Source organism: Corynebacterium pyruviciproducens ATCC BAA-1742, assembly GCF_000411375.1.
In the GTDB taxonomy this organism is placed as follows: domain Bacteria; phylum Actinomycetota; class Actinomycetes; order Mycobacteriales; family Mycobacteriaceae; genus Corynebacterium; species Corynebacterium pyruviciproducens.
Map to the genome: position 1 here is coordinate 416,478 of NZ_KE150446.1, position 22,568 is coordinate 439,045.

A 22,568-nucleotide genomic window follows, 5' to 3' on the forward strand; every position below is an offset into this window, starting at 1 on the left:
ATGGTGGTTAGACCACCATCACATCCTGAAAGGAACTGACACACAATGGCAATCGAAGTACTGTACGACGACGACGCGGACCTCTCCATCATCCAGGGCCGCAAGGTCGCAGTTATCGGCTACGGCTCCCAGGGCCACGCGCACGCACAGTGCCTGCGCGACTCCGGCGTCGAGGTAGTTGTCGGTTTACGCGAAGGCTCCAAGTCTGCGGTGAAGGCTAAAGAGGCTGGCTTTACGGTGATGACCAATGCGGAGGCCGCCAAGTGGGCAGACCTCGTGGCGATCCTCGCCCCTGATACCTCCCAGGCAGCCATCTATGAGAAGGACATCGCTCCCAACCTCAACCCCGGCGACGCGATCTTCTTCGGACATGGCCTCAACATCCACTTCGAACTCATCAAGCCGGATCCGTCCATCGTCGTGGGCATGGTTGCTCCCAAGGGGCCTGGCCACCTTGTGCGCCGCCAGTTCGTCGACGGCAAGGGCGTTCCCTGCCTCATCGCCGTCGACCAGGATCCTGAGGGCAACGGGCGCGACCTGGCACTGAGCTACGCCGCCGCCATCGGTGGTGCACGTGCCGGCGTTATCCCCACCACCTTCAAGGACGAGACCGAAACCGACCTGTTCGGCGAGCAGGCCGTTCTGTGCGGTGGCCTGGAAGGCCTCATCATGACCGGCTTCGAGGTGCTCACCGAGGCCGGCTACGAGCCGGAGATGGCCTACTTCGAGGTGCTGCACGAGATGAAGCTCATCGTCGACCTCATCTACGAGGGTGGCATTGGCAACATGAACTACTCCATCTCCGATACCGCCGAGCTCGGTGGCTACGTCTCCGGGCCGCGCATCATCGACGCATCGGTGAAGCAGAAGATGAAGGACGTTCTGGATGACATCCAGAACGGCAACTTTGTTAAGCACCTGCTCAAGAACATCGAGGGTGGCAACAAGGAGCTGGAGTCCCTGCGCGCCGAGGTTGCTGACCACCAGATTGAAAAGACTGGCGCCGAGCTGCGCGACCTCATGAGCTGGGTGAAGAACCCGCTGGATGAGACCGCTCACTAAGTAAGCCACGTTGTGGTGCCGGTAAGCGTCGCACGCTCCATGTAACCGCACTCCCGCCGGGGTGCGGTTTTGGTGTTTCTCCTGCTTGTTGTCTGCGTGTAGCGTGCACCTCGCGAATTGGTACCGTGGAGGCATGATCTCCCACGAACCGTCCTTTCACTGGCGCTCGCAGCCGTTTGACCAGTGGCTGCGCGCACTGGTTGCTTGCCACCCGCGGTGGATTGCCATCGACGGCCGGGGCGGTGCGGGCAAAAGCACCCTTGCCGCAAGGATGAGTGATGTGACCTGCGCACCCGTAGTCCACGTTGATGATGTTTCGTGGAACTTTTCGCGCTTCGGCTGGGCCGAAGAGCTCAAAGAAAACATCGTCGCCCCGGTTAACGCGGGGGAAGCGGTGGACTACCGTCCGCCTGGCTGGGTGACGCACAACCGCCCCGGGTCGATCCGGGTTCCCGGGCGTTGCCCGCTAGTCATAATCGAGGGAACCGGGCTGCTCCGCCCCGAGTTGGAGTGGGACACGGGGGTGTGGTGGCAGGCGACCTTGAGGCCCTGCGGGCGCGGTGCATTGAGCGCGGGGAAGACCCCAATTTTTACGACGATTGGCAGGTAGAAGAGCTGCCGTTTATTGAGAACAATCGCCCCTGGCTGCGCGCCGATGACGAGGTCGATGGGTCGAACCTGCTCGGGGAGACAATCTTTCACACGGCCACGAACCCGCCGGAGTAGAAGCAACCGCACAAGCACAGAAGCGGTAGTTCCGGGAAGACGCGTACCTGCCCCGCGGCGTGCTGGCGGAGCGCCTTGCGTAAGGATCGGCCAGAGGTGGGGGACCGCAGGCCCAGGGGCGGGGGGCCGCAGGCTCTGGAGCAGGGGACCGCAGGCCCTTGGATTTCAAATTAGAAAGGGTAACCTTAGTTCTGTTACGAAATCCCGGTTTTGGAAGTTGTGGAGGAGTCGTGGCACACCAGCATGATGACCCGCGTGATACTGCCGACGAAGCGCACGGCTGCCGCCTAGCGCATGATCACCAACCGCACGATACCCCGTCACGGTGCGACGATGAGGCTGAGATTGACCACTCACCCACGCACCCACACGGGCACAGTCATGACCATGGTGCTGGAGGTGCCCGTTTACATGGGCACGAGCATGAACACGGACACTCGCACGTGCACGGGGTAGCGTCTGTGCAGGCGTTGAGCATCGCCTGCGCGATGACGGTCACCATCTTGATTGCTGAGGTGATCGGTGGCTTCGTGTCGGGGTCGCTTGCGTTGCTTTCCGACGCAGCACACATGCTCTCCGATGCCGCTGGGTTGATCCTCGCCCTCGCGGCGAGCTGGTACGGGCAAAAAGCCGCCTCCAGCAAGGCAACCTACGGGAACAAGCGCTACGAGGTCCTCGCTGCTTTCATCAACGCGGCAGTGGTGCTCGCGATCAGCGTGTGGATTATTGTTCGTGCCATCGTCCGGTTCCTCGCCCCGAGCCGCGAGGTGCATACGGACATCATGCTCGTGGTGGCAGTTGTGGGCCTGGTGGCCAACATCGCCTCCGCGGTGGTTCTCAACCATTCAGCAGGTGAATCGATGAACGTTCGTGGCGCGTTCCTCCACGTGCTCTCAGACTTGCTCGGGTCAGTCGCGGTGATCATCGCCGGTTTGATAATCAAGTTTACGGGCTTTACCGCCGCCGATTCCATTGCGTCGCTACTGATCGCCGTCATAATCGTGCCCCGCGCCGTGAGCCTCGTGGTGAGCTCGTCACGGGTACTCACGGAAGGGGCACCGGACACAGTCTCTGTGGACGACGTGCGGGAGGCACTCGAGGCAATTCCCTCCGTCATCGCAGTGCATGATCTCCATGTGTGGAGCCTGGACGGCGAGTCGCTGTTGGCCACGTGCCACCTCGTTGCCCACGCCCCTCACCACCCGGTTCTTGACTCGGCACATGAGGAACTCGATCACCTCGGGATCGCCCACTCGACCATCCAAATGGAAACGCCTGACCATGCATTGTGCGAAGGCGAGCTGCATCCTTAACGGAAAGAAGATAGATTAGGGGCCATGGGTTTTTCAACACCAAGCTACGGTTTGCATGATCTGTTTGCGCGTATAGATAGAGGAGATCTTCAGCTCCCTGATTTTCAGCGAGGTTATAAGTGGAACCTCGATGCCATCCGTGAATTAATCGTCACGGTGCTTCGCGGGTACCCCGTCGGCGCTCTCATGGCTCTGGAGACTCGCCATGTCCCGATCCGGTTCCGTCCGCGCCCCATCGATGGTGCGCCCGACCTCAACGACAACCCTGGGCTCTTGCTTCTCGACGGTCAGCAGCGCCTCACGTCGCTGTACCACACGCTGAAGGGTGAGGGGTTTGTCAAAACCGTTGACTCAAGGTCGAAACCCATCAAGCGTCGCTTCTTTGTTGACCTCAACAAGGTGGCGGAGTCCGATATCCTTCCCGACGAGGCAGTGTTCTCGGTGGACAAGAACGGGAAGGTCCGCAGCCACTTCGGTCCGCAGATCGACTTCCCGCTCGATAACTACGAGGCATACCTCAAAGCCAACGTTGTCCCCGTCTCCACGCTGCTCTCCGACAAGGTGACAGACCTACTTCTTGATATGGCCTCCACAGGCAACATGCAGAGGCAGGAAGTAAAGGCCTTTAACAACAAGGTGGTAAAGCCACTGGCGGGCTACCAGATCCCCGTCATCCGCCTCGACCGGGAGACCGCGCAGGCCGGTGTCGGTTCCATCTTCGCCCACGCCAACTCGGCGGGCCTGCAGATGGATGTTTTCGAGCTCCTCACCGCAGTGTTTGCGGCGGAGGACCCGGAGTTCGACCTCAAGGCCGATTGGGACCGCACCCGCGTCATCCTTGGAAACCACCCCGTATTCAAGGAGCTGGATCGCACAGACTTCCTCACCGCCGTTGCCCTGTACGTGACGGCAAAGAAGGGGCACGCACGCGGGCACAGGGAGGACATCCTCCGTCTTACCCTCGACGATTACATTCCGGCCGCGGAGTCGGTGCGCAAGGGCATCAAGTCCGCAGCAGAGTTTGTCACCGTGCGTGGCATGTTCACGGCTGAACAGATCCCGTTCCCCAAGCAGCTCATTCCAATCACAGTGATCCTTGCGCTGCTCGCGGATACGCCCGAGGTATTTGAATCCCAAGATGCGGTTGATCGCATGAACCGCTGGTTCTGGTCGGGCGTGTTCGGAGAGCTGTACAGTTCCCACTCGCTCACAACGCGCATTGCGCATGATTGCTCTGAGGTGACCCGCTGGGTGCGTGCGGGTGCCGATGGTGATGACTCAGTGCCGGAACCGGCGACGGTGCAGTCGGCCACCTTCAACGAGTCTCGGCTCTTCTCGGTGGGGCGCGATTCGCCGGTGCACAAGGCGATCTACACCCTCCTCATGGCCCGTGGTGCCCGCGATTGGCGCACAGGAGAGCTGTTCACGGAGCAATCGTTCTTTGAGATGAAGACGGGCTTCCACACGATCTTCCCGGGCTCGTGGTGTGAGGACAACGGCGTTGACCGCGTGCTCGAGGAATCGGTTCTCAACCTCACGCCCATGGCTCGTCGCACGGAGGTGGTCCGTGCCGGGACATCCCCAGCGCGGTACCTCGCACGCCTCATGGGTAAGTCCCTCATGGATCAGCAGGAATTTAACAAGGTGCTGGCATCACACCTCCTGGATCCCGAGCTTCTGCAGGCAGGTGAGCCCTTCAAGTTCTTCGCGGATCGCCGTGAGCGGTTTGTGAAGATGGTGGAAGAGGCCATGGGTAAGCCCGTCATCCACGATGTGAACGAGGATGATCTGCGCGGTGGCTTCGAAGGGCCAGACGCTTTCCTCAACTAGCTGCCAGAAAACTGCTCTCATTGCGGGGACTCCACGCCTGTGGTGTCCCCGCTTTCATGTTGTGTCTGGCGGGTGACGCTTCAAAGCCTTGGACACGGCTGAGGTAGTCCACGGGGAAAATTGATCTGCGATGGTCGTGGACTCGTGCCCCACAGAGGTCACATCCGCGTGCGCTAGTTGCTGTAGTTGCTATTTTCCCAGTTTTTTGGCACCGTGGAAACATTGTTGTCGTTTTATAGTCAGCCATGAACGTGTGGTGTGACCAGTTGAATTGGGAAAGGTCCGGGTTTTGTCGGTCCCTAGGAAGCTAGCTGCCGTTGTGTCCACGTTGTGTGTGGCGGGTGCGACCCTTGTCGCGTGCGCGAATAGCGAGCAGGACGCGGTGGAGACAGAGGCCACTCAGACCCAGGAGAATGGGCTGTTCGCGGACGCGAAAACCCGCAACACTTCTCGCACGGTGGATGAGCGTTTCCCCTCCCATCCCGAGGTACTCACCGACGAGAGCTACTCGGGTGTGAGTACCTCGCGCATGTTCCTGGAGAAGTCCGAAACGGCCATCGTGACCGGCCCGACGATGAACGAGCAACTTCGTGGCGCATCCTTGTCCGTTGCCTCCTACGCGCCGATGTTCCGGATGACGCCCGAAAACCGCGAGTCCATCATCGAGGAGCTCGCCCGCCTGGAGGCGCACACCGTCCTCGCGGTAGGAGATGCGGATCTGACGGGGATTAACCCCGAGACCACTATCATCACGGATGATTTCACGGACCGGGCGGTGGAGGAACTCATCGCCATGAAGCTAGACAAGAAGAAGGTGACCGAACCACAGGACGTGGCCGCAGCGGTGGCGAGCCTCGGACCGGAATCGTTGGCGCAGCTGGTGCCTGATTTTGAACCGATCCCCGAGCACCTTGTCAAACCGGAAGCACCGGTGACAACGGTGGATAACAAGCCAACCACGGCGAAGCGAACCCCGCTTCACGCCTTTCCTATCCAATCCGCACGTGACGGGGGAATGGCGCCGGTTGTCTTGGCCTGGCCGGGTACCGCGGTGGCAGCCATTGCGAACGCCCGAGTCTACGGTGCGGATGTGCACGTGCTTGACTACCCTGACCCACGCATCTCTAAGGAGTCGATGGAGCTTGTAGCCGGATTGGCGGATCGACCGCTCATCGCCCTCGGCGAGGCGTTTGGTACGGGCGAGTTTCTAGCAGAGGAGATTCGGTTTGGGGAAAAGGAACGTCCGCACCTAGCCACCGGTACGCCGTTGGCTCTTCCCGGTCAGCGGATGGTTGCCTTGTATGGGCACCAGCTCACGCCCGTGTTGGGTGTGATGGGTGAGCAGTCACCTGAAGAGTCAGTCGATCGCGTCAACGAGCTGGTCTCGCAGTACCAGCAGTTTTCCAAGGAGCCTGTCGTCCCTGCCTTCGAGATCATCGCCACGGTGGCCTCTGGGGGACCCGGTCCCGATGGGAACTACTCCAACGAATCAGAACCCGAGGAGCTCGTCGGCTACATCGACGCCATCACTGCCGCAGGAGGGTACGCGGTGCTCGACCTCCAGCCTGGTCGAGCGAGCTTCCTAGAGCAGGCGAAGCTCTATGAGGGGCTTCTGCAGCGCCCCAATGTTGGTTTAGCGCTCGATGCAGAGTGGAACATTGGCCCGGACGAGCTGCCTATGCAGCGCATCGGCTCGGCCACTGCGGAAGAAATCAACGTTGTGTCAGAGTGGTTAGCCGAGCTTGTCCGGGAAGAGAACCTTCCTCAAAAGCTCTTCGTGATCCACCAGTTTCAGGTGACGATGTTGCCTGACCGGGAGAATATTGACACCCTGCACCCGGAGCTAGCGTTCGTTTTGCACGCTGACGGCCACGGGTACCCGGAGCAAAAATTTGATACGTGGAATGTACTCCGCCAAAACCTCGGGTCGCGCTACTTCATGGCGTGGAAGAATTTCATCGATGAAGACATACCAACTTTCACCCCTGAGCAGACGATGGTGGACGTCCAACCCCAACCGTGGTTTGTGTCCTACCAGTAAAACCCTCGCCTGAAACGGGTTCACATTGGGGAACTAGTGGGCTACAATCTGAACCATCATATGCATAAAATATGCATTACCGTGCGATTTATTCGCATGGTGTGGTGATTTGAAGGAGAGATATGCCTACGCGTAAACCAGTAGTTCTCATTGCAGATAAGTTGTCGCAGTCGACTGTGGACATCCTGGGCTCGGAGGTAGAGGTCCGCTGGGTAGACGGTACGGATCGGGCCGCTCTCCTTGCGGCTGTGTCCGAAGCGGATGCTCTCCTCGTGCGGTCTGCCACCAAGGTGGACAAGGAGGTGCTCGATGCGGGAGCCGAGCTCAAAATTGTGGGCCGGGCAGGTGTTGGGCTCGATAACGTTGACGTGGAAACGGCTACTGAAAAGGGTATTATGGTGGCCAATGCTCCCACGTCGAATATTCACTCGGCGTGTGAGCATGCTCTGGCACTCATGCTGGCTACCGCCCGCCAAATCCCTAGCGCGGATAAGTCCTTGCGCGATGGTCAATGGAAGCGGTCCAAGTTCAAGGGTGTAGAGATCTACGGCAAGGTTGTAGGCATCGTTGGCTTCGGACACATTGGGCAGCTTTTTGCCGAGCGCATTTCCGCCTTCGGCGTGGATGAAATTATCGCTTATGATCCGTACGCTAACCCGGCCCGTGCCGCGCAACTTGGCGTGGAGCTTGTTCCTATTAAGGATCTCATGGAGCGCTCGGACTTTGTCACGATTCACCTGCCTAAGACTCCGGAGACGGAGCGGATGTTCGATCGGGAGCTGCTCAGTTGTGCCAAGCAGGGGCAGATAATTATCGATGCCGCGCGAGGCGGGCTTGTTGACGAGCAAGCGTTGGCCGACGCGATCAATGAGGGGCGCATCCGTGGCGCGGGCTTCGATGTCTATGCAACCGAACCGTGCACGGATTCGCCGCTGTTCGCCCTACCAGAGACTGTGGTCACCCCTCACCTGGGTGCCTCCACTTTCGAGGCGCAAGATCGCGCCGGGCGGGACGTGGCTCGATCCGTCCTCATGGCGCTCCACGGCGATTTGGTCCCGGACGCCGTGAACGTGCCCGGCGGGCGGCCGTCCCGTGAGGTTTCGGATTGGCTCAACCTGTCTCGGAAGCTGGGGCTTATCGCTTCCGCCGTGCTCAACAAGGCTCCGGCCACGGTGGAGATCATTGCCAGGGGCGAGATCTCCCACGAGAACATCGAGCCCCTCGGGCTCTCCGCGTTGCGCGGGATCTTTGCTCGCTACGTTGATGGTGGAGTGAGCTTTGTCAATGTTGCCCAGATCGCCAAGGAGCGCGGTGTCACCGTGTCTACCTATACCGAGCCTCAGGCGCAGTCGTACAGGTCCACCTTGGAGGTGACGGTCATCGCCGCGGATGGCTCGAAGTACTCCGCCAAGGGCGCGCTCTCTGGCATTGATAAGGAGGAGCGCATCATCACGCTGGGGCGTCGTCCGCTGGACCTCCACGCGGTGGGCAAGAACATTATCCTGCGCTACCAGGATCACCCCGGTGCCATTGGCAAGGCAGGGTCGCGTCTGGGTGCCAAGGGAATCAACATCCTGGCTGCGGCGATGTCTATTGATAGGGATTCGGCGGCGGCCACGTTGATGCTCCGCGTCGACGGGGATGTCTCTCCCGAGACGCTTGAGGATTGTGCCGAGGCTCTCAAGGCCGAGGCGTACAAGATTGATCTCGGCAGATAGTTAAGCCCCTGTCGCCGGGTTGCCGCACAGCAGTTTGAGCGGGACCCGGCGCTCGGATAGTCTTTGGACCACTCAGGTCACGCACGTTTTTGTGCGTGACCTTTTTGTGTGGCAAGGGTCCAAGGTTGTGGGACTACTGGTTGTGTGGCACGGACGTGCCAGTCCCGCTGTGGCTGCGGATAATGGGTTGTGGCTTTGAGGTGCGACGGGGGAAGCGGAGTATGTCTGTTCGCCCTCTCCTGCTACACTCTAGGAAGTCACATAGTGAGAAATGGAGTTCATGTTATGAGATTGGCAGTTATTGGTGGAGACGGCATCGGGTCCGAGGTAACCGCTGAGGCACTCAAGGTGCTGCGTGCCGTCCGGGACGATATCGCGGTGACCGATTTTGACCTCGGCGCGCGGCGCTACCTGGCTACGGGGGATCTCCTCACCGACGAGGATCTGGCACGCCTGCGCGAGCACGATGCCATCCTGCTCGGTGCCGTCGGCGCCCCCGGCGACGTGGCCCCCGGAGTCCTGGAGCGCGGCCTGCTGCTGAAGCTGCGCTTTGAGCTGGACCACTTTGTCAACCTCCGCCCCGCAAAGTTGTACCCCACGTCCCCCACGCCCCTCAAGGATCCGGGGGAGATCGATTTTGTCGTCGTCCGCGAGGGAACTGAGGGCCTGTATTGTGGCAACGGCGGTTCGCTTCGCCACGGCACTGCCAACGAGGTCGCATCCGAGGTTTCCCAGAACACCCGCTTCGGGGTGGAGAGAGTAGTGCGTGATGCTTTCGAGCGGGCGATGAAGCGCCGCAAGAAGCTCACTCTCGTGCACAAGATGAACGTCCTGGTCAACGCCGGTGGCCTGTGGAAGCGCACCGTCGACGAGGTGGCCAAAGAGTACCCACAGGTGGAGGTGGACTACAACCACATCGATGCCGCAACCATCTACATGGTGACCGATCCCTCCCGCTATGACGTCATCGTGACGGACAACCTGTTCGGCGATATCCTCACCGACCTGGCGGGTGCCATCACCGGCGGAATTGGCCTTGCTGCCTCGGGCAACATCGACGCCACCCGAAAGAACCCGTCTATGTTCGAGCCGGTACACGGCTCCGCGCCGGACATCGCAGGAAAGGGAATTGCCGATCCCCGCGCCGCGATTTTGTCTGCCGCCATGCTGCTCGAGCACCTCGGTGATGAGGAGAATGCGCAGAAGATCCGCTCCGCCGTCGCACACGATGTGGAGACTCGCGCCGCGGACGATATCCACACTGCCACCATCGGCGACGATATCGCGGCGGCGGTCGCGTCCGCATCCTAGTGCGGAGGTCCCGCCTCTCGTCGTAGGAAGCGTGGGTACGGGAGCACCGCGTTGCCGCCCCGGGGCCACAGCCCCGGGGCATTCGTGTCTGCAGCCCACAGCCGCCGCGCGCCGGTGAACACGGGAAACGGGTCGAGGGCTGGCCCTAGGTGCTACGTTTGGAGCTTTTTTGCGCGAGCCCGTGGGGTGGCGGGTTATAGTTCTCCGTATGCGTTTTGCACGAATTGCCACAAAAGAATCCATGAGCTTCTGCGTCGTCGATGGCGACGGTGCCGATATCACATTCAAGCCCATCAAGGGGCACCCCTTTGAGGAGCCCGTGTACACGGGTAAGGAGTACGGCCCGGACGAGGTTAAGCTGCTCGCTCCCATGCTTCCCTCCAAGATCCTGCTCATCGGCAGGAATTATGCCGACCACGTGGAAGAGGTGTTCAAGAAAACCGCGTCCACGCTGCCCCCCACTTTGTTCATGAAGCCGCCGACATCCGTGATCGGCCCCGGTGCGCCCATCCGGATCCCCGAGTTCGCCCACAACGTGGAGTTCGAGGGGGAGCTTGCTTTTGTTATCTCCAAGCCCTGCAAGAACGTGAAGCGCGATGAGTGGAAGTCCTACGTGTTGGGCCTCACCATTATCAATGACGTTACTGACCGGGACCTGCAGTTCTCCGAGGGGCAATGGACCGTGGGCAAGGGAATCGATACTTTCTGCCCCATGGGCCCGTGGATTGATACGGACCTAGACAGCTTCGATCTCGAGGATCTTGGCATCAAGGGGCACCTCACCCACGAGGGCTCGACCACCACGTATCAGGATTCTCGGACAAGCCAGATGATCTGGGGATTCGGTGAGATTCTCGAGTACATTTCCCGGACGATGACCCTCCTGCCTGGTGACGTCATCTCCACCGGTTCGCCGGCGGGCACGCGGCAGATGGTCGATGGCGATATCATCACAATCGAGGTCGAGGGCCTCGGTCAGCTGCGCAACAAGGTGGTCAACGCTTAAGAAAACTGCGACCGCTACAACCCGAGGGAGCCGAGGATCGTCTTGAGCTTCGCCGTCGTCTCCTCGAGCTCCTGGCGCGGATCGGACTGAGCGACAATGCCACCGCCGGCCCACGCGCGGGCGTGCGTTCCGTCGCCGGAGACTTCGGCACAGCGGATGGCAACCATGAACTCGCCGTTGCCCTTGTTATCGGCCCAGCCGACCGCGCCTGCGTAGAACCGGCGGTCCGATTCCACCTCCAGGATCATGTTTCGCGCTGCCTCCTCGGGCGTGCCACAGATGGCCGGTGTGGGGTGCACGGTGCGTGCGAGATCGAGCGCGGTGAGGCTGTCACTGGCCAGCTCGCCACGGATCGGGGTGGCCAGGTGCCACACCTCGTTGGTGCTGATGAGCTGCGGGGTGGAGGGGATATCGAGCTTTGTGGTCAGGGGCTCAAGCGACTCGCGGATGTTGTCCACCACGTAGCGGTGCTCGGCCAGGTCCTTGGCAGATTCCACCAGCGAGCGGGCCGATTCCGCGTCCTTTTCCGGGTCGGTGCTTCGGGGCGCCGTGCCGGCCAGTGGGAAGCACGTCACCTCCCGTCCCTGCTTGCGCACGAGAACCTCGGGGGAGCAGCCCACGAGCCACGAGTCACCCAGGTCGACGATGAACCCGTCGTGGGCCGACGAAGTGGCGATGAGTCGCGCCGCCACCAGGCGTGGATCCACCGGCTCATCAAAGCTGATGTCCACGGCCCTCGCAAGTACTACCTTGCTGAGCTCACCCTTTATTAGCTTGTCGACGGCCCGGGTCACCCTCTTTAGGTGCTCCTCCGGTGAGGGATCAAAACCCGCGATGCGTGCGTGAAGCGTGGACCCCTCTCCGGTGAGGTAGTACGGGTGGGGGTGGAGGGACGATTCTTCCCAGATCACCGACTCCGGTTCCGTGAGCGCCGCGGGTGCGCTCGGGTCGAAGGGGATGGCTCCCACGATGAGTTCCGTCGATTTCAAGGCCTTGATCGCCTCGTCGATGGACGTATAAAACGCGCGCCGTCCCTGGGTGCGGACGGATCCGTGCGAACGCGAGAGAAGAAAGTCGGGTGCTGTGCTAGGTCTTACGGGTCTGCTTAGTCGCATGGTGAGAAATTGTAGCGGGTAGACTTTTACACCATGTCTGATGTACGTGTACGTTTCTGTCCGTCACCAACCGGCACGCCCCATGTCGGCATGGTGCGCACAGCTTTATTTAACTGGGGATATGCCCGCCACACCGGCGGCAAGCTGATCTTCCGCATCGAGGATACCGATGCGGCCCGCGACTCTGAGGAGAGCTACCAGGCGATCATTGATTCGCTCACGTGGCTCGGCCTCGATTGGGATGAGGGCGTGGTCAAGGGCGGCCCGCACGAGCCCTACCGCCAGAGCCAGCGCGGGGATATTTACCTCGACGCTCTAGAGAAGCTCAAGAAGGCCGGCTACGTGTACCCGGCGTACTCCACCAACGAGGAGGTGCAGGAGCGTCACAAGGCGGCTGGACGCGACCCGCACCTCGGCTACGATAACTACGACCGCGACCTCACCGACGAGCAGATCGCGCAGTTCGAGGCCGAGGGGCGCAAGCCTGTGTGGCGCTTCAAGATGCCGCACCGCACCTGGACGTGGAACGATATGGTTCGCGGCGAGATCTCCTTCGCCCCGGAGACCCAGCCCGATTATGTCGTCGCCCGCTCCGACGGCTCCCCGCTGTACACGCTCGTGAACCCGATCGATGATGCCCTCATGGGCATCACGCACGTGCTGCGTGGCGAAGATATCCTGCCGTCCACCCCGCGTCAGCTGGCTCTGTACGAGGCACTCATCGAGCTCGGTATTGCCAAGCAAACCCCGGAGTTCGGCCACTTGCCGTTCGTCATGGGGGAGGGCAACAAGAAGCTCTCCAAGCGCGACCCGCAGTCGAACCTCTTCAACCACCGCGATGCTGGCATCATCCCCGAGGGCATGCTCAACTACCTGGCCCTTCTGGGTTGGTCTTTCAAGGGCGACCAGGACATCTTCTCTGTAGAGGAGTTTGTCAAGGCCTTCGACGTGCACGACGTGTTGGGTAACCCCGCCCGCTTCGATCAGAAGAAGCTTGAGGCAATCAACGCCGATCACATCCGCATGCTCGACCCGAAGGACTTTGAGCAGCGTCTCAAGACCTTCCTGGCGGAGCACTACGATTTCCACCTGCCGGATGAGGACTTCGCGTTCGCCGCAACGCTCGTGCAAACGCGCATCAAGACTCTCTCGGAGGCTTACGGGCTGCTGAAGTTCCTCGTGGTGAGCGAGGACGAGTTCACCCTCGATGAGAAGGCTGCCCGCAAGAACCTCAAGCAGGACGCGGTTCAGGCACTCGAAGAGGGCCTCACGGTCCTGGAGGGCGTGGACGAGTGGACCACCGAGAACATTGAGAAGGCACTGTCAACCCGGCTTATCGACGAGCTGGAGATGAAGCCCCGCAAGGCCTACGGTGCGCTGCGCGTAGCAACCTCCGGCGAGGCCGTGTCCCCGCCGCTGTTTGAGTCCATGGAGCTCCTCGGACGGGAGCGGACCCTGGGACGCATCCGAGCCGCCCAAAAGGTCACCCCGTGGCAGGCTGAGCCCCAGCAGTAGGGCTCTTTCGCTTCCCCCGCCTGCGTGGGGGAAGCTCCCTCTAATTGCGTCGTTGTGATTCATTAAAGGGGTGTATGAGCTGGCGATTTGTCTAGCTACGTGGTTATGGTTATAGTTATCTGCGTTGCCGGCAAGGAAGTCGGTTCAACAGATGGCCTATGGTGTAATTGGCAACACAGCGGTTTCTGGTACCGCCATTCTAGGTTCGAGTCCTGGTAGGCCAGCTCTTCGTCTTATAGATGAAGTATCACGGTGTTAAGCTCCGTGTGAAATATAAATATGCCCCGCTCGTCTAGCGGCCTAGGACACCGCCCTCTCACGGCGGCGGCACGGGTTCAAATCCCGTGCGGGGTACAGATAAGCGCCACCTGATAAGGGTGGCGCTTTTATTTTTCTGTGGAGTGGTCGCGGCGAACCTGGGGGCGCACCTGCGGTTTAGGTTATTAGCAGAATACGGGTGGTCGGTTCGGCAGATGGTTGATCGGGGGCTGTGGGGGTTAAGGGGTAAAGGCGAGTCTGGCAAGTTAGGTGGAAAAGGTGGTGCGGACGGACTCTGTGAAGGCTGTGCGCTAAATCGTTCTTTTACGCAGTTGTAGTGGTGTAGGGCGCTCGGGAATACGGGCCTCAAAGCAAACCGCATACCTTCCACATTGCCGCCGATACTTCCGACGACTTTCAAGGCTCTGTAGGGCATTCGGGAGTTCCGCCTCAAGGGGGAGTAACAAAAAAGTGGCACGCACCGCGGAGGTGCGTGCCACTGAAAAGAAGTAAGTTTTTACTTACCGGAGATAGCATCCTTGGTCTCAGCAACCTTCTCGGCGCCTTCCTTCTCGGAAGAGCCCTCGACGGAGTCGAACATGGAGCTGAGCTTGTCCAGGCCGGAGGAGAGGTTCTCGAAGTCGATGTCGCCGTTGGCGATGCCCTTGAGAGCCTTGACGATGGACTTGACGATGTTGAGGGTAGTGGAGAGATCCATTTTCTGGTCCTTCTTTCCTTCTTAGACTTGTACAGTGCCACGGTTTGTGGCGCGATTCCAGATAGTAGCAGAGCACGGTCGTTTTCCTTAGTCGTATCGGAACCTCTACTCTGGTGAGTGCCCCCCTTAAGCGGTTCTCATGACTTTCTTAGCAATTAATAAGTTTTGTCGGAAAACTAACTTTTCTCCGAAATTCTGCAGGTAAATAGGGGTGATTTCTGTGAGTCGAAAATGTGGATAGTGCAACAAGAAAATTTTTGTGTAATTTCAAATACGTCTTCAGATTCCCTCTTTTCGGGGGTAGAGCGCGCTGGTATGAGCCGTGAGGCCCTCGGGAGAAAACTGATTATTTACCGACTGTTCACCTCCTAGGACACCAAAAGTAACTGCTCGTTTACGTATGACATTTAGTGTCTCAGCCATGGTTACGCTCATCCCCGCGGTAAGCGAGAAGCCGACGGTTTCGGAGAGTTTTGCTTCTAAGAAGCGGGCTGTCCACTACAGCGCCAAGCAACTGCTTCTCGCAGCAGCACTGGTGTTGCCCAACCTCGCGCTTCTCGTGGTATTTACGTACAGGCCGCTACTAGATAACATCCGTATTTCGTTTTACAACTGGAATATCTCGTCGTCGCGAATGAAGTTCGTGGGGCTCGATAACTACATCGAGTGGTTCACGGCACCGGAGACGAAGACGGTGGTTTTCAACACCGTCGTATTCACGTTCTTTGCCGTCGCAGGATCCATGGTGATCGGTCTAGCTCTTGCCTTGTTGCTCGACCAGAAGCTGTTCGGCCGAGCAGCCGTGCGCTCCATGGTGTTCGCCCCCTACGTCATCGCGGGCGCAGCCATCGGCGTGGCGTTCCAGTTCGTCTTTGACCCCAACTACGGGCTTATCCAGTACTTCCTTGGCATGGTCGGAATCGAAACGCCGAACTTCTACCAGGAATCCAAGTGGGCCCTGTCCATGATCACTATTACCTACGTGTGGAAGAACGTCGGCTACGTTTTCGTCATTTACCTAGCCGCGTTGCAAGGTAGGCGCAAGGATCTCGACGAGGCGGCGGAGATCGACGGGACCCCGCCACTGCGTCGCTTCTTCCGCGTGGTCATGCCACAGTTGCGCGGTACAACCTTCTTCTTGTCCATCACCGTGCTGCTCAACTCGTTCCAAGTGTTCGACATCATCAACGCTATGACCAAGGGCGGACCTTTTGGATATGGCACGTCGACCATGGTGTTCCAGGTGTACCAGGAGACATTCGTCAACAACCGGGCGGGATACGGCGCGGCCGTGGCCACGATCATGTTCCTCGTGGTGCTTGTCATCACCGCGATCCAGGTTTATTACCAAGAAAAGGGGGAGAAATAGATGTCCAGTGCAATCAACATCGATGAAGCCCAGAAGGGGTCGCAACGCAAGAAACGTCGGCTCACCAGCGGCCGCTTCCGGCCTGTGAAAACTTCTGTGCAACCGCGCAAGGATCTGCCGCCGGTTCCCGGTTCGCAGGGCGAAGGCGAGCCAGTCATCACTGACGCGCAGCGCAAGCGCTTAGCCGCGGGTGGCGGCGGAGTGGAGCACACCTCGGTGATCGCCAAGGTCTTCGGCTACCTTGCCCTCACAGCGACAGTGCTCGTCATTCTTGTGCCGCTGTACTTCATCGTTGTTACCTCGTTTAAGACGTTCCAGGATGTGTACTCGGACCCCATCACCTTCTGGCCGAACCCTTTCGCGCCGGAGAACTACTCCTACGTCATGGAGACCTCGGGCTTCAACCTCTACCTGCGTAACTCGGTTATTATCACGTCAATTCTCACGGTGATCGAGGTGGCACTCGGAGTGATGAGCGCCTACGCTTTCGCGTTCCTCAAGTTCCCTGGCCGCAACGTCCTTTTTTTGCTAGTCATTGCCACCCTCATGGTGCCTAACCAGATCACCATCATTTCCAACTACGCGCTCGTCGCTTCCCTCGGTTGGAGGAATACCTTCGCAGGCGTCATCATTCCGCTTGCAGGCGTGGCCTTCGGCGCCTTCCTCATGCGCAACCACTTCATGTCCCTGCCCAAGGAGATCATGGAGGCCGCAGAAATGGATGGCGCCGGCTTCTTCACCACCCTGTTCAAGGTGGTATTGCCCATGAGCTGGCCCACGCTGTCCGCCTTCGTGCTCATCACCGTGGTAGGCGAGTGGAACCAGTACCTGTGGCCGTTCCTCATCACGGACACCCCGGCCACGGCACCGTTGCCCGTGGGCTTGACTCGCTTGCAAGATGCTGAAGGCCTGACCAACTGGGGTCCGGTGATGGCGGGAACAGTCCTGGCAACAATCCCCATGCTCGCGTGCTTCCTTGTCCTTCAGAAGAAGATGATCAAGGGCTTGACCGCAGGAGCAGTGAAGGGCTAACCCCAGCATTTACCTCCACCAACGCAAACACCAACTACTCACAAAGGAGACAATCACCATGAACCCACTGAACATCGAAATCAGTCGTCGCAAGGCCCTCGGATTGGGCGTCGTTTCTGCAACCGCGCTGGGCCTTGCCTCGTGCGCGGGTGGCAGCACCAGTGCCAGTGGCGGAGGCCAGGAAGGCAGCGGCAAGCTGCAGTTCTGGTCCAACCACCCGGGTAGCTCCAAGGACCTGGAGCAGGAGATGATCGATGCTTTCATGCAGGAAAACCCCGATATCCCCGTTGAACTTGTCAGCGCCGGTTCAAACTATGAAGAGCTGGCCCAGAAGTTCAATGCCGCACTGGCCGGTGGCGACCTCCCGGATGTCATCGTCGCCTCCGACGTCACCTGGTTCAACTTCGCCTTCAACGAGGCCACCGCGCCCCTGGATGACCTGTGGAAGCAGGCAGGCACGGATCCGGACAGCTACGTCGATACCCTGCGCGAGGACTACGCATTGGACGGCAAGCATTACGGTGTGCCTTACTCCAGGTCCACCTGCCTCATGTACTTCAACACGGACATTCTGGATAAGGCCGGCCTTCCCACCGACCGCGGGCCCGCGACATGGCAGGAGTTTGCGGAGTGGGCACCCAAGCTGGTGGAAGCAGGAGGTGGAAAGCCTGCACTGGTAGTCCCGGATGGTTCCAATTACCTTGACTGGTACTTCCAGGGCATGATCTGGACCTTCGGTGGTGCCTACTCTAAGGAGTGGGAGCCCACGTTCACGGATCCGAAGTCCATCGAGGCCGGCGAGTTCCTCAAGGAGATGGTGGGGAAGAAGTACATCGAGATCGCCACCGACCCGACGGTTCAGTTCGGCTCCGGCAACGCCGCAGGCCTGCTGGAATCGACGGGCTCGCTCGGCGGGCTGAAGAAGACGGCGACGATCCCGTTCATCACCACCTACCTTCCCGGGCCCAAGCCCGGCTGCCCCACCGGTGGTGCTGGCCTCGCTGTGGCCAACGGCATCTCCGACGAGCGGAAAGAAAAGGCCGTTAAGTTCATCGATTTCATGACGAACACCGAGAACACCGTCAAGTTCTCGCAGGCCACCGGCTACATGCCCGTGCGTAAGGACGCGATTGACCACCCGGATGAGCAGAAGTACCTGAGCGAGAACCCGAACGCCAAGACTGCGATTGAGCAGCTCACCGAAAACACCGCTCCCCAGGATTACGCCCGCGTCTTTGTCCCCGGTGGCGGGCAGCGCATCGGTGGTGCGCTGGACCGAATCACCGTAGGCCAGGAGGACGTCACCGCGGTGTTTGAGGATCTGCAAAAGGATACGCAGAAGACCATCGACCAGCAGATCACCCCGCTGCTCTAGCACCCGGTAGAAAAAGAAAGGAAGCGTGTACTTATGGCAACTGTGGAGTTTAGACAAGCCTCCAGGATTTACGATCCTGCCCGGCCACCGGCGGTGAGCCGGGTGAACCTCACCATCGCCGACGGGGAATTCCTCGTGCTCGTGGGGCCATCCGGCTGTGGCAAATCCACCACCCTGCGCATGCTCGCGGGGCTCGAGCCGGTGGATGAGGGACAGATCTTCATCGATGGTGCGGACGTGAGCGAATCCCGCGCCCGCGACAGGGACGTGGCGATGGTGTTCCAGTCCTACGCCCTCTATCCCAACATGACCGCGCGTCAGAACATCTCTTTCGCGCTGGAAAACCAGAAGATGGACAAGCAGGAGATTGAGAAGCGCGTGGCGTTCGCGGCGAAGATGCTGCAGCTTGAGGATTTGTTGGATAAAAAGCCAGCGGCGATGTCCGGCGGACAACGCCAGCGCATCGCCATGGGGCGCGCCATCGTGCGCGAGCCCAAGGTGTTCCTCATGGATGAGCCACTGAGTAACCTTGACGCGAAGCTGCGCGTTTCCACCCGTGCTCAGATTGCTGCCCTGCAGCGTGAACTCGGCGTCACCACGGTGTACGTCACTCACGATCAGACTGAGGCGATGACTATGGGTGACCGCGTGTGCGTGCTCAAAGATGGCATCCTCCAGCAGGTCGATGTGCCTCAGGTGCTGTACAACAACCCCGGCAACACGTTTGTGGCGCAGTTCATCGGCTCCCCGTCGATGACGCTTCTCGACGGCGTCGCTGTGGAAGAGGGTCGCGCCGTGATCGGCGAAGGCCACCGCATGGATCTCAACCTCACCCGCGAAAACGCGCTTAAGTTAACGGGGAACACCGTCGTCGTCGGTGTACGCCCCGAGAACTGGGAGATTGTTTCCGTCAACGAGGAGCCCGCGGAGTTCTGCCTCCTACTCGATGTAGCAATCGTCGAGCACCTCGGCGCCGAGGTGTACGCCTACTGCCACCCACACATGACACCGAACTCACCGGTGAGCGTGCGCGGCGACATGGTCACCGTGCGCGCTGGCAAGGATGACGTGATTGAAAAAGGCGACCAGATCTGGGTCCGCCCCATCCCGGACGGTTGCGTGTTCTTCGAGCCGGAGAGCGAGATCAACCTCAACTACCTGCCCGCGGTGGAGAACCAGCCGGTAGCAAGCTAGCTACTTCACACGAGACTGCCCCGGTGAGCACCCACTCACCGGGGCATGTCAGGTTAGTCTCGCGTGGGCCTTCTCAGGGATACATCGTCCGGTGGAAGTTATCTCATGCCGGCCTGCAACGTTTCCCACGGCAACTGTGTGTGGGTGCACGCGATATCGGAGTCAGAGGCTTCGGCCGCGGTTCCCACACCGGTCCTTCTGGGCCCGTAGTGTGGTAACCATGCGAAGTGAGTTGGCTACCGCTGTGAGATACGGGTTCGTCTCCGCGCATCCGGCATCCGCCTCACCGCTCAACCCCATGCTGGTGGAAAACGATAGTCACCCCATGCTCGAGGTGCTGCGCGGCGAACTCGAGACGTGCGCAAGCTTCCACTTTTCCGTCGCTTTTGTCAACACCAGCGGTATCGCTGCCCTCAAGCAGGCGCTGGTGGAGGCTGGACGCAGGGCGTGTGAAGCGGGGACAACGAACACCATCGTCACATCGTGTTACCTCGATTTCAACGAGCCGGAGGCGCTGCGCGAGCTCCTGCGCATTCGGGGTGTAGACGTCTACGTCCACGACGATGAACAGCGTGGCTTTCACCCCAAAGGGTACGTGTTTGAGCACGCTGAGGGCGTGACCACGGCGATTGTGGGAAGCTCCAACCTCACTAACGCGGCGCTGGCTGAGAACGAGGAGTGGAACTTCAAGTTCTCCACCACAGGCGACGGTGACGTGGCAGACCAGCTGCGACGGGCCGTCGACAAGCAAAGTAACCGGTGCGTGCGGCTGACGGAGGAGTGGATCGCCCGGTACGAGCGGCGACGCCGGCGGCCCATCGTCTTTGATGGCAACCAACCGCGCGCCGGGGAGAAAATCCTGCCCAACGCGATGCAAGAGGTGGCGCTGGAGGATATTGCCGAGTGCCGCGAGTCGGGCGAGCGGCGCGCCGTGGTCATCTCGGCGACGGGGACGGGCAAGACCATCCTCGCGGCCCTGGCCGTGCGGCAGGAGAACCCGGCGCGGTTCCTCTTTGTCGCGCACAGGGAGCAGATCCTGGTGAAGGCGCGGGCCGAGTTCGAGCAGGTCCTGGGGGTGAAGAAGTACGGCATGGCCGTGGGCGGAAAGTCCGAATGGGAGGCCGACTACCTGTTCGCCTCCGTGCAGACCCTGTCACGCAACCTCCACCGGCTGGCGCGCGGGAGGTTCGATTACATCGTCATCGACGAGGTGCACAAGTCGGGTGCGGCGACGTACAAGCAGGTCATCGACTACTTTGAGCCGGAGTTTCTGCTCGGGCTCACCGCCACCCCGGAACGCACCGACGGGTTCAACATCTTTGAACTGTTCGATTACAACGTGCCCTACGAGATTCGGTTGGGCGAAGCGCTCGACCAGAACATGCTCGTGCCGTTTCACTACTACGGCATTGCCGATACCGGCAGGGTGGACGATGTGGTGCGGGTGCTTCACCAGTACGGGCGGGTGGAGGATGTCCACGGTCTGGTCTTCTCCTCCACGGTGAAGGAGGCACGCACGCTCGCCGGTGAGCTCACCGCTCGCGGTATCCCGGCTGTGCCGCTCAGCGGCAGCGATTCCATCGAGACCCGCGAGAAGACCGTGGCGTGGCTGGAGGCGGGGGAGATCGACTACATCGTCACGGTGGACATCTTCAACGAGGGCATCGATATTCCCTGCGTCAACCAGATCGTGCTCATGCGCGAAACGCAGTCTCCCATTGTCTTCACCCAGCAGCTGGGGCGCGGGTTGCGCAAGGCGAAGGGGAAGGACCACCTGCGGGTCATCGATTTCATCGGCAACTACCGCAATAACTACATGATCCCCATGGCGCTCATGGGCGATCAGTCGCGCAGCAAGGAAAGCCTGCGCAGGAAGGTACTGACGGGCGAGGGCGTGCCCGCGGGCTCGTCGGTGAGTTTTGATCGGATCTCCACCAGGCGGATCCTCGACGCGATCTCTACGAGCACGATCGACGGCATGCGGGAGATCCGCGCCGCGTTTACGGATCTGCGCCACCGCCTGGGCACCATCCCCCGGCTCATGGATTTTCTGCGCTTTGACACGATGGACCCGGACGTGGTGGTACGCAGGAAGAACTACTGGAGGCTCCTATTTTCCTCGTTTGGCGCCGTGGATACCGCCCCCACGGAGGCTGAGGATCACTTCCTCACCTTCCTTTCCAGGGAGCTTCTCGATTCCATCCGCCCCCAGGAACTTGAGGTGCTTCAGGCCCTGCTCGCCCGCGCCTCGGAGGGCGGTGGCATCGACCCTTCCGCTCTGCTCCACTCACCGCTGGCGAGAAGGTCGGTATTCCGGGTGCTTACGCTCGCGTTTTACTCCGCCAAGCAGCAGGGTGCGAGCTTTGGTACCACGCCTCTCATCGTCGAACGCGATGGCAGGTGGTTCCTTTCCGAGGAATTCCGTGGCCTCTACCTCGCCTATGGTGAGGAGGCGAACCCTGCCACCTCGTTCCGCGCCCACGTGGACGACATTGTTGCCACCGGCCTGGCGCTCGCGCGCCTGCGTGGCACCGACACGGGCGACCTCGTGGTGGGCAGGCAGTACACCCGCCGCCAGGTGTGCCGGATACTGGGGTGGGATTCCAACCAGGAGGGTGTGATCAACGGCTACAAGGTGGACCAGGCGACGGCCACGTGCCCCATCTTTGTTACCTACGATGCCACGGACTACAACGACCACTTCGTGGATAACGATGTTCTGCACTGGTATTCGAGGCTGAATAGGACGCTGAAATCCAAGGAGATTGCGAGTGTGCTCGACCCGGCCGTCACCCGCCACCTGTTTGTGAAGAAGAGCGACCAGGAGGGGCAGAAGTTTTACTACCTTGGCGAGGTGGATCCGTGCTCCGCCCGCGACGCGGAGCACGGCGGCAAGAATGTGGTCACCGTGGATTTGGTTCTGCATTCTCCCGTGGAAGAATCACTGTTTAAGCATCTGTCCTCGTAGAAGAACCAACCGGCACA

Annotated in this window: 17 protein-coding genes and 2 tRNA genes; 17 read left to right on the forward strand and 2 right to left on the reverse strand. The window is 60.2% G+C overall.

Annotated elements, in window-relative coordinates; all coding sequences use genetic code 11:
• Positions 1–45: 45 nt before the first annotated feature.
• The 9 genes from ilvC (at position 46) to HMPREF1219_RS01905 (ending at position 11,007) form a co-directional block, all read left to right on the forward strand.
• The gene (ilvC, locus tag HMPREF1219_RS01870) at positions 46–1,062 is read left to right on the forward strand and encodes a ketol-acid reductoisomerase (protein WP_016457319.1); all 1,017 of its coding nucleotides are present in this window, start codon (positions 46–48) and stop codon (positions 1,060–1,062) included.
• A gap of 528 nt (positions 1,063–1,590) precedes the next feature.
• Positions 1,591–1,788 carry a hypothetical protein gene (locus tag HMPREF1219_RS13150; RefSeq protein WP_245554373.1) on the forward strand — a complete coding sequence of 66 codons (198 nt, stop codon included), beginning with the start codon at positions 1,591–1,593 and terminating at the stop codon, positions 1,786–1,788.
• A 333-nt stretch (positions 1,789–2,121) separates the two neighbouring features.
• Positions 2,122–2,244 carry a hypothetical protein gene (locus HMPREF1219_RS13350; protein ID WP_281166636.1) on the forward strand — a complete coding sequence of 41 codons (123 nt, stop codon included), beginning with the start codon at positions 2,122–2,124 and terminating at the stop codon, positions 2,242–2,244.
• Between the two features lie 5 nt (positions 2,245–2,249).
• Positions 2,250–3,101, forward strand: a complete 852-nt coding sequence (locus tag HMPREF1219_RS01880; RefSeq protein WP_245554374.1) for a cation diffusion facilitator family transporter — start codon at positions 2,250–2,252, stop codon at positions 3,099–3,101.
• Positions 3,102–3,125: 24 nt separating this feature from the next.
• A complete protein-coding gene (locus HMPREF1219_RS01885) occupies positions 3,126–4,931 on the forward strand; it encodes a GmrSD restriction endonuclease domain-containing protein (protein WP_016457322.1) in 1,806 nt (601 codons plus the stop codon).
• 574 nt (positions 4,932–5,505) lie between these two features.
• A complete protein-coding gene (locus HMPREF1219_RS01890) occupies positions 5,506–6,972 on the forward strand; it encodes a hypothetical protein (protein WP_040427093.1) in 1,467 nt (488 codons plus the stop codon).
• Between the two features lie 122 nt (positions 6,973–7,094).
• The gene (gene serA / locus HMPREF1219_RS01895) at positions 7,095–8,690 is read left to right on the forward strand and encodes a phosphoglycerate dehydrogenase (RefSeq protein ID WP_016457324.1); all 1,596 of its coding nucleotides are present in this window, start codon (positions 7,095–7,097) and stop codon (positions 8,688–8,690) included.
• Between the two features lie 285 nt (positions 8,691–8,975).
• The gene (locus HMPREF1219_RS01900) at positions 8,976–10,001 is read left to right on the forward strand and encodes a 3-isopropylmalate dehydrogenase (RefSeq protein WP_016457325.1); all 1,026 of its coding nucleotides are present in this window, start codon (positions 8,976–8,978) and stop codon (positions 9,999–10,001) included.
• 208 nt (positions 10,002–10,209) lie between these two features.
• Positions 10,210–11,007: a fumarylacetoacetate hydrolase family protein gene (locus HMPREF1219_RS01905; protein ID WP_040426762.1), complete on the forward strand. Its 798-nt coding sequence runs from the start codon at positions 10,210–10,212 to the stop codon at positions 11,005–11,007.
• A 14-nt stretch (positions 11,008–11,021) separates the two neighbouring features.
• On the opposite strand, the gene HMPREF1219_RS01910 is transcribed toward HMPREF1219_RS01905, so the two are convergent.
• On the reverse strand, positions 11,022–12,122 hold the full coding sequence (locus HMPREF1219_RS01910; protein WP_016457327.1) for an isochorismate synthase: 1,101 nt from the start codon (positions 12,120–12,122) through the stop codon (positions 11,022–11,024).
• Positions 12,123–12,155: 33 nt separating this feature from the next.
• On the opposite strand from HMPREF1219_RS01910, the gene gltX reads away from it, so the two are divergent.
• From gltX to HMPREF1219_RS01925, 3 genes are all read left to right on the forward strand, one after another.
• A complete protein-coding gene (gene gltX / locus HMPREF1219_RS01915; RefSeq protein ID WP_084594625.1) occupies positions 12,156–13,637 on the forward strand; it encodes a glutamate--tRNA ligase in 1,482 nt (493 codons plus the stop codon).
• Between the two features lie 152 nt (positions 13,638–13,789).
• Positions 13,790–13,861 (forward strand) — tRNA-Gln (locus HMPREF1219_RS01920).
• 57 nt (positions 13,862–13,918) lie between these two features.
• A tRNA-Glu gene (locus tag HMPREF1219_RS01925) sits at positions 13,919–13,991 on the forward strand.
• A 421-nt stretch (positions 13,992–14,412) separates the two neighbouring features.
• Here HMPREF1219_RS01925 and HMPREF1219_RS01930 read toward each other — a convergent pair.
• On the reverse strand, positions 14,413–14,613 hold the full coding sequence (locus HMPREF1219_RS01930) for a hypothetical protein (RefSeq protein WP_016457329.1): 201 nt from the start codon (positions 14,611–14,613) through the stop codon (positions 14,413–14,415).
• Between the two features lie 421 nt (positions 14,614–15,034).
• Here HMPREF1219_RS01930 and HMPREF1219_RS01935 point away from each other — a divergent pair, with 421 nt between their 5' ends.
• From HMPREF1219_RS01935 to HMPREF1219_RS01955, 5 genes are all read left to right on the forward strand, one after another.
• Positions 15,035–15,982 carry a carbohydrate ABC transporter permease gene (locus HMPREF1219_RS01935; protein ID WP_016457330.1) on the forward strand — a complete coding sequence of 316 codons (948 nt, stop codon included), beginning with the start codon at positions 15,035–15,037 and terminating at the stop codon, positions 15,980–15,982.
• The gene (locus HMPREF1219_RS01940; RefSeq protein WP_016457331.1) at positions 15,983–17,014 is read left to right on the forward strand and encodes a carbohydrate ABC transporter permease; all 1,032 of its coding nucleotides are present in this window, start codon (positions 15,983–15,985) and stop codon (positions 17,012–17,014) included.
• A 58-nt stretch (positions 17,015–17,072) separates the two neighbouring features.
• On the forward strand, positions 17,073–18,389 hold the full coding sequence (locus HMPREF1219_RS01945; protein WP_016457332.1) for an ABC transporter substrate-binding protein: 1,317 nt from the start codon (positions 17,073–17,075) through the stop codon (positions 18,387–18,389).
• Between the two features lie 33 nt (positions 18,390–18,422).
• Positions 18,423–19,583 carry an ABC transporter ATP-binding protein gene (locus HMPREF1219_RS01950; protein ID WP_016457333.1) on the forward strand — a complete coding sequence of 387 codons (1,161 nt, stop codon included), beginning with the start codon at positions 18,423–18,425 and terminating at the stop codon, positions 19,581–19,583.
• A gap of 220 nt (positions 19,584–19,803) precedes the next feature.
• Entirely contained in the window at positions 19,804–22,551 is a 2,748-nt protein-coding gene (locus tag HMPREF1219_RS01955) for a DEAD/DEAH box helicase (RefSeq protein WP_040426764.1), read from the forward strand.
• The last annotated feature ends 17 nt before the right edge of the window (positions 22,552–22,568 follow it).

Excerpts from the sequence above, each read along its gene's own strand:
- HMPREF1219_RS01945 (WP_016457332.1), top strand. The coding sequence starts at position 17,073 with ATGAACCCACTGAACATCGAAATCAGTCGTCGCAAGGCCCTCGGATTG.
- HMPREF1219_RS01940 (WP_016457331.1), top strand. The coding sequence starts at position 15,983 with ATGTCCAGTGCAATCAACATCGATGAAGCCCAGAAGGGGTCGCAACGC.
- HMPREF1219_RS01935 (WP_016457330.1), top strand. The coding sequence starts at position 15,035 with ATGGTTACGCTCATCCCCGCGGTAAGCGAGAAGCCGACGGTTTCGGAG.
- HMPREF1219_RS01910 (WP_016457327.1), bottom strand. The coding sequence starts at position 12,122 with ATGCGACTAAGCAGACCCGTAAGACCTAGCACAGCACCCGACTTTCTT.
- serA (WP_016457324.1), top strand. The coding sequence starts at position 7,095 with ATGCCTACGCGTAAACCAGTAGTTCTCATTGCAGATAAGTTGTCGCAG.
- HMPREF1219_RS01905 (WP_040426762.1), top strand. The coding sequence starts at position 10,210 with ATGCGTTTTGCACGAATTGCCACAAAAGAATCCATGAGCTTCTGCGTC.
- HMPREF1219_RS13350 (WP_281166636.1), top strand. The coding sequence starts at position 2,122 with ATGAGGCTGAGATTGACCACTCACCCACGCACCCACACGGGCACAGTC.
- gltX (WP_084594625.1), top strand. The coding sequence starts at position 12,156 with ATGTCTGATGTACGTGTACGTTTCTGTCCGTCACCAACCGGCACGCCC.
- HMPREF1219_RS01890 (WP_040427093.1), top strand. The coding sequence starts at position 5,506 with ATGAACGAGCAACTTCGTGGCGCATCCTTGTCCGTTGCCTCCTACGCG.
- HMPREF1219_RS01930 (WP_016457329.1), bottom strand. The coding sequence starts at position 14,613 with ATGGATCTCTCCACTACCCTCAACATCGTCAAGTCCATCGTCAAGGCT.
- HMPREF1219_RS01955 (WP_040426764.1), top strand. The coding sequence starts at position 19,804 with ATGCGAAGTGAGTTGGCTACCGCTGTGAGATACGGGTTCGTCTCCGCG.
- HMPREF1219_RS01900 (WP_016457325.1), top strand. The coding sequence starts at position 8,976 with ATGAGATTGGCAGTTATTGGTGGAGACGGCATCGGGTCCGAGGTAACC.
- HMPREF1219_RS01950 (WP_016457333.1), top strand. The coding sequence starts at position 18,423 with ATGGCAACTGTGGAGTTTAGACAAGCCTCCAGGATTTACGATCCTGCC.
- ilvC (WP_016457319.1), top strand. The coding sequence starts at position 46 with ATGGCAATCGAAGTACTGTACGACGACGACGCGGACCTCTCCATCATC.
- HMPREF1219_RS01885 (WP_016457322.1), top strand. The coding sequence starts at position 3,126 with ATGGGTTTTTCAACACCAAGCTACGGTTTGCATGATCTGTTTGCGCGT.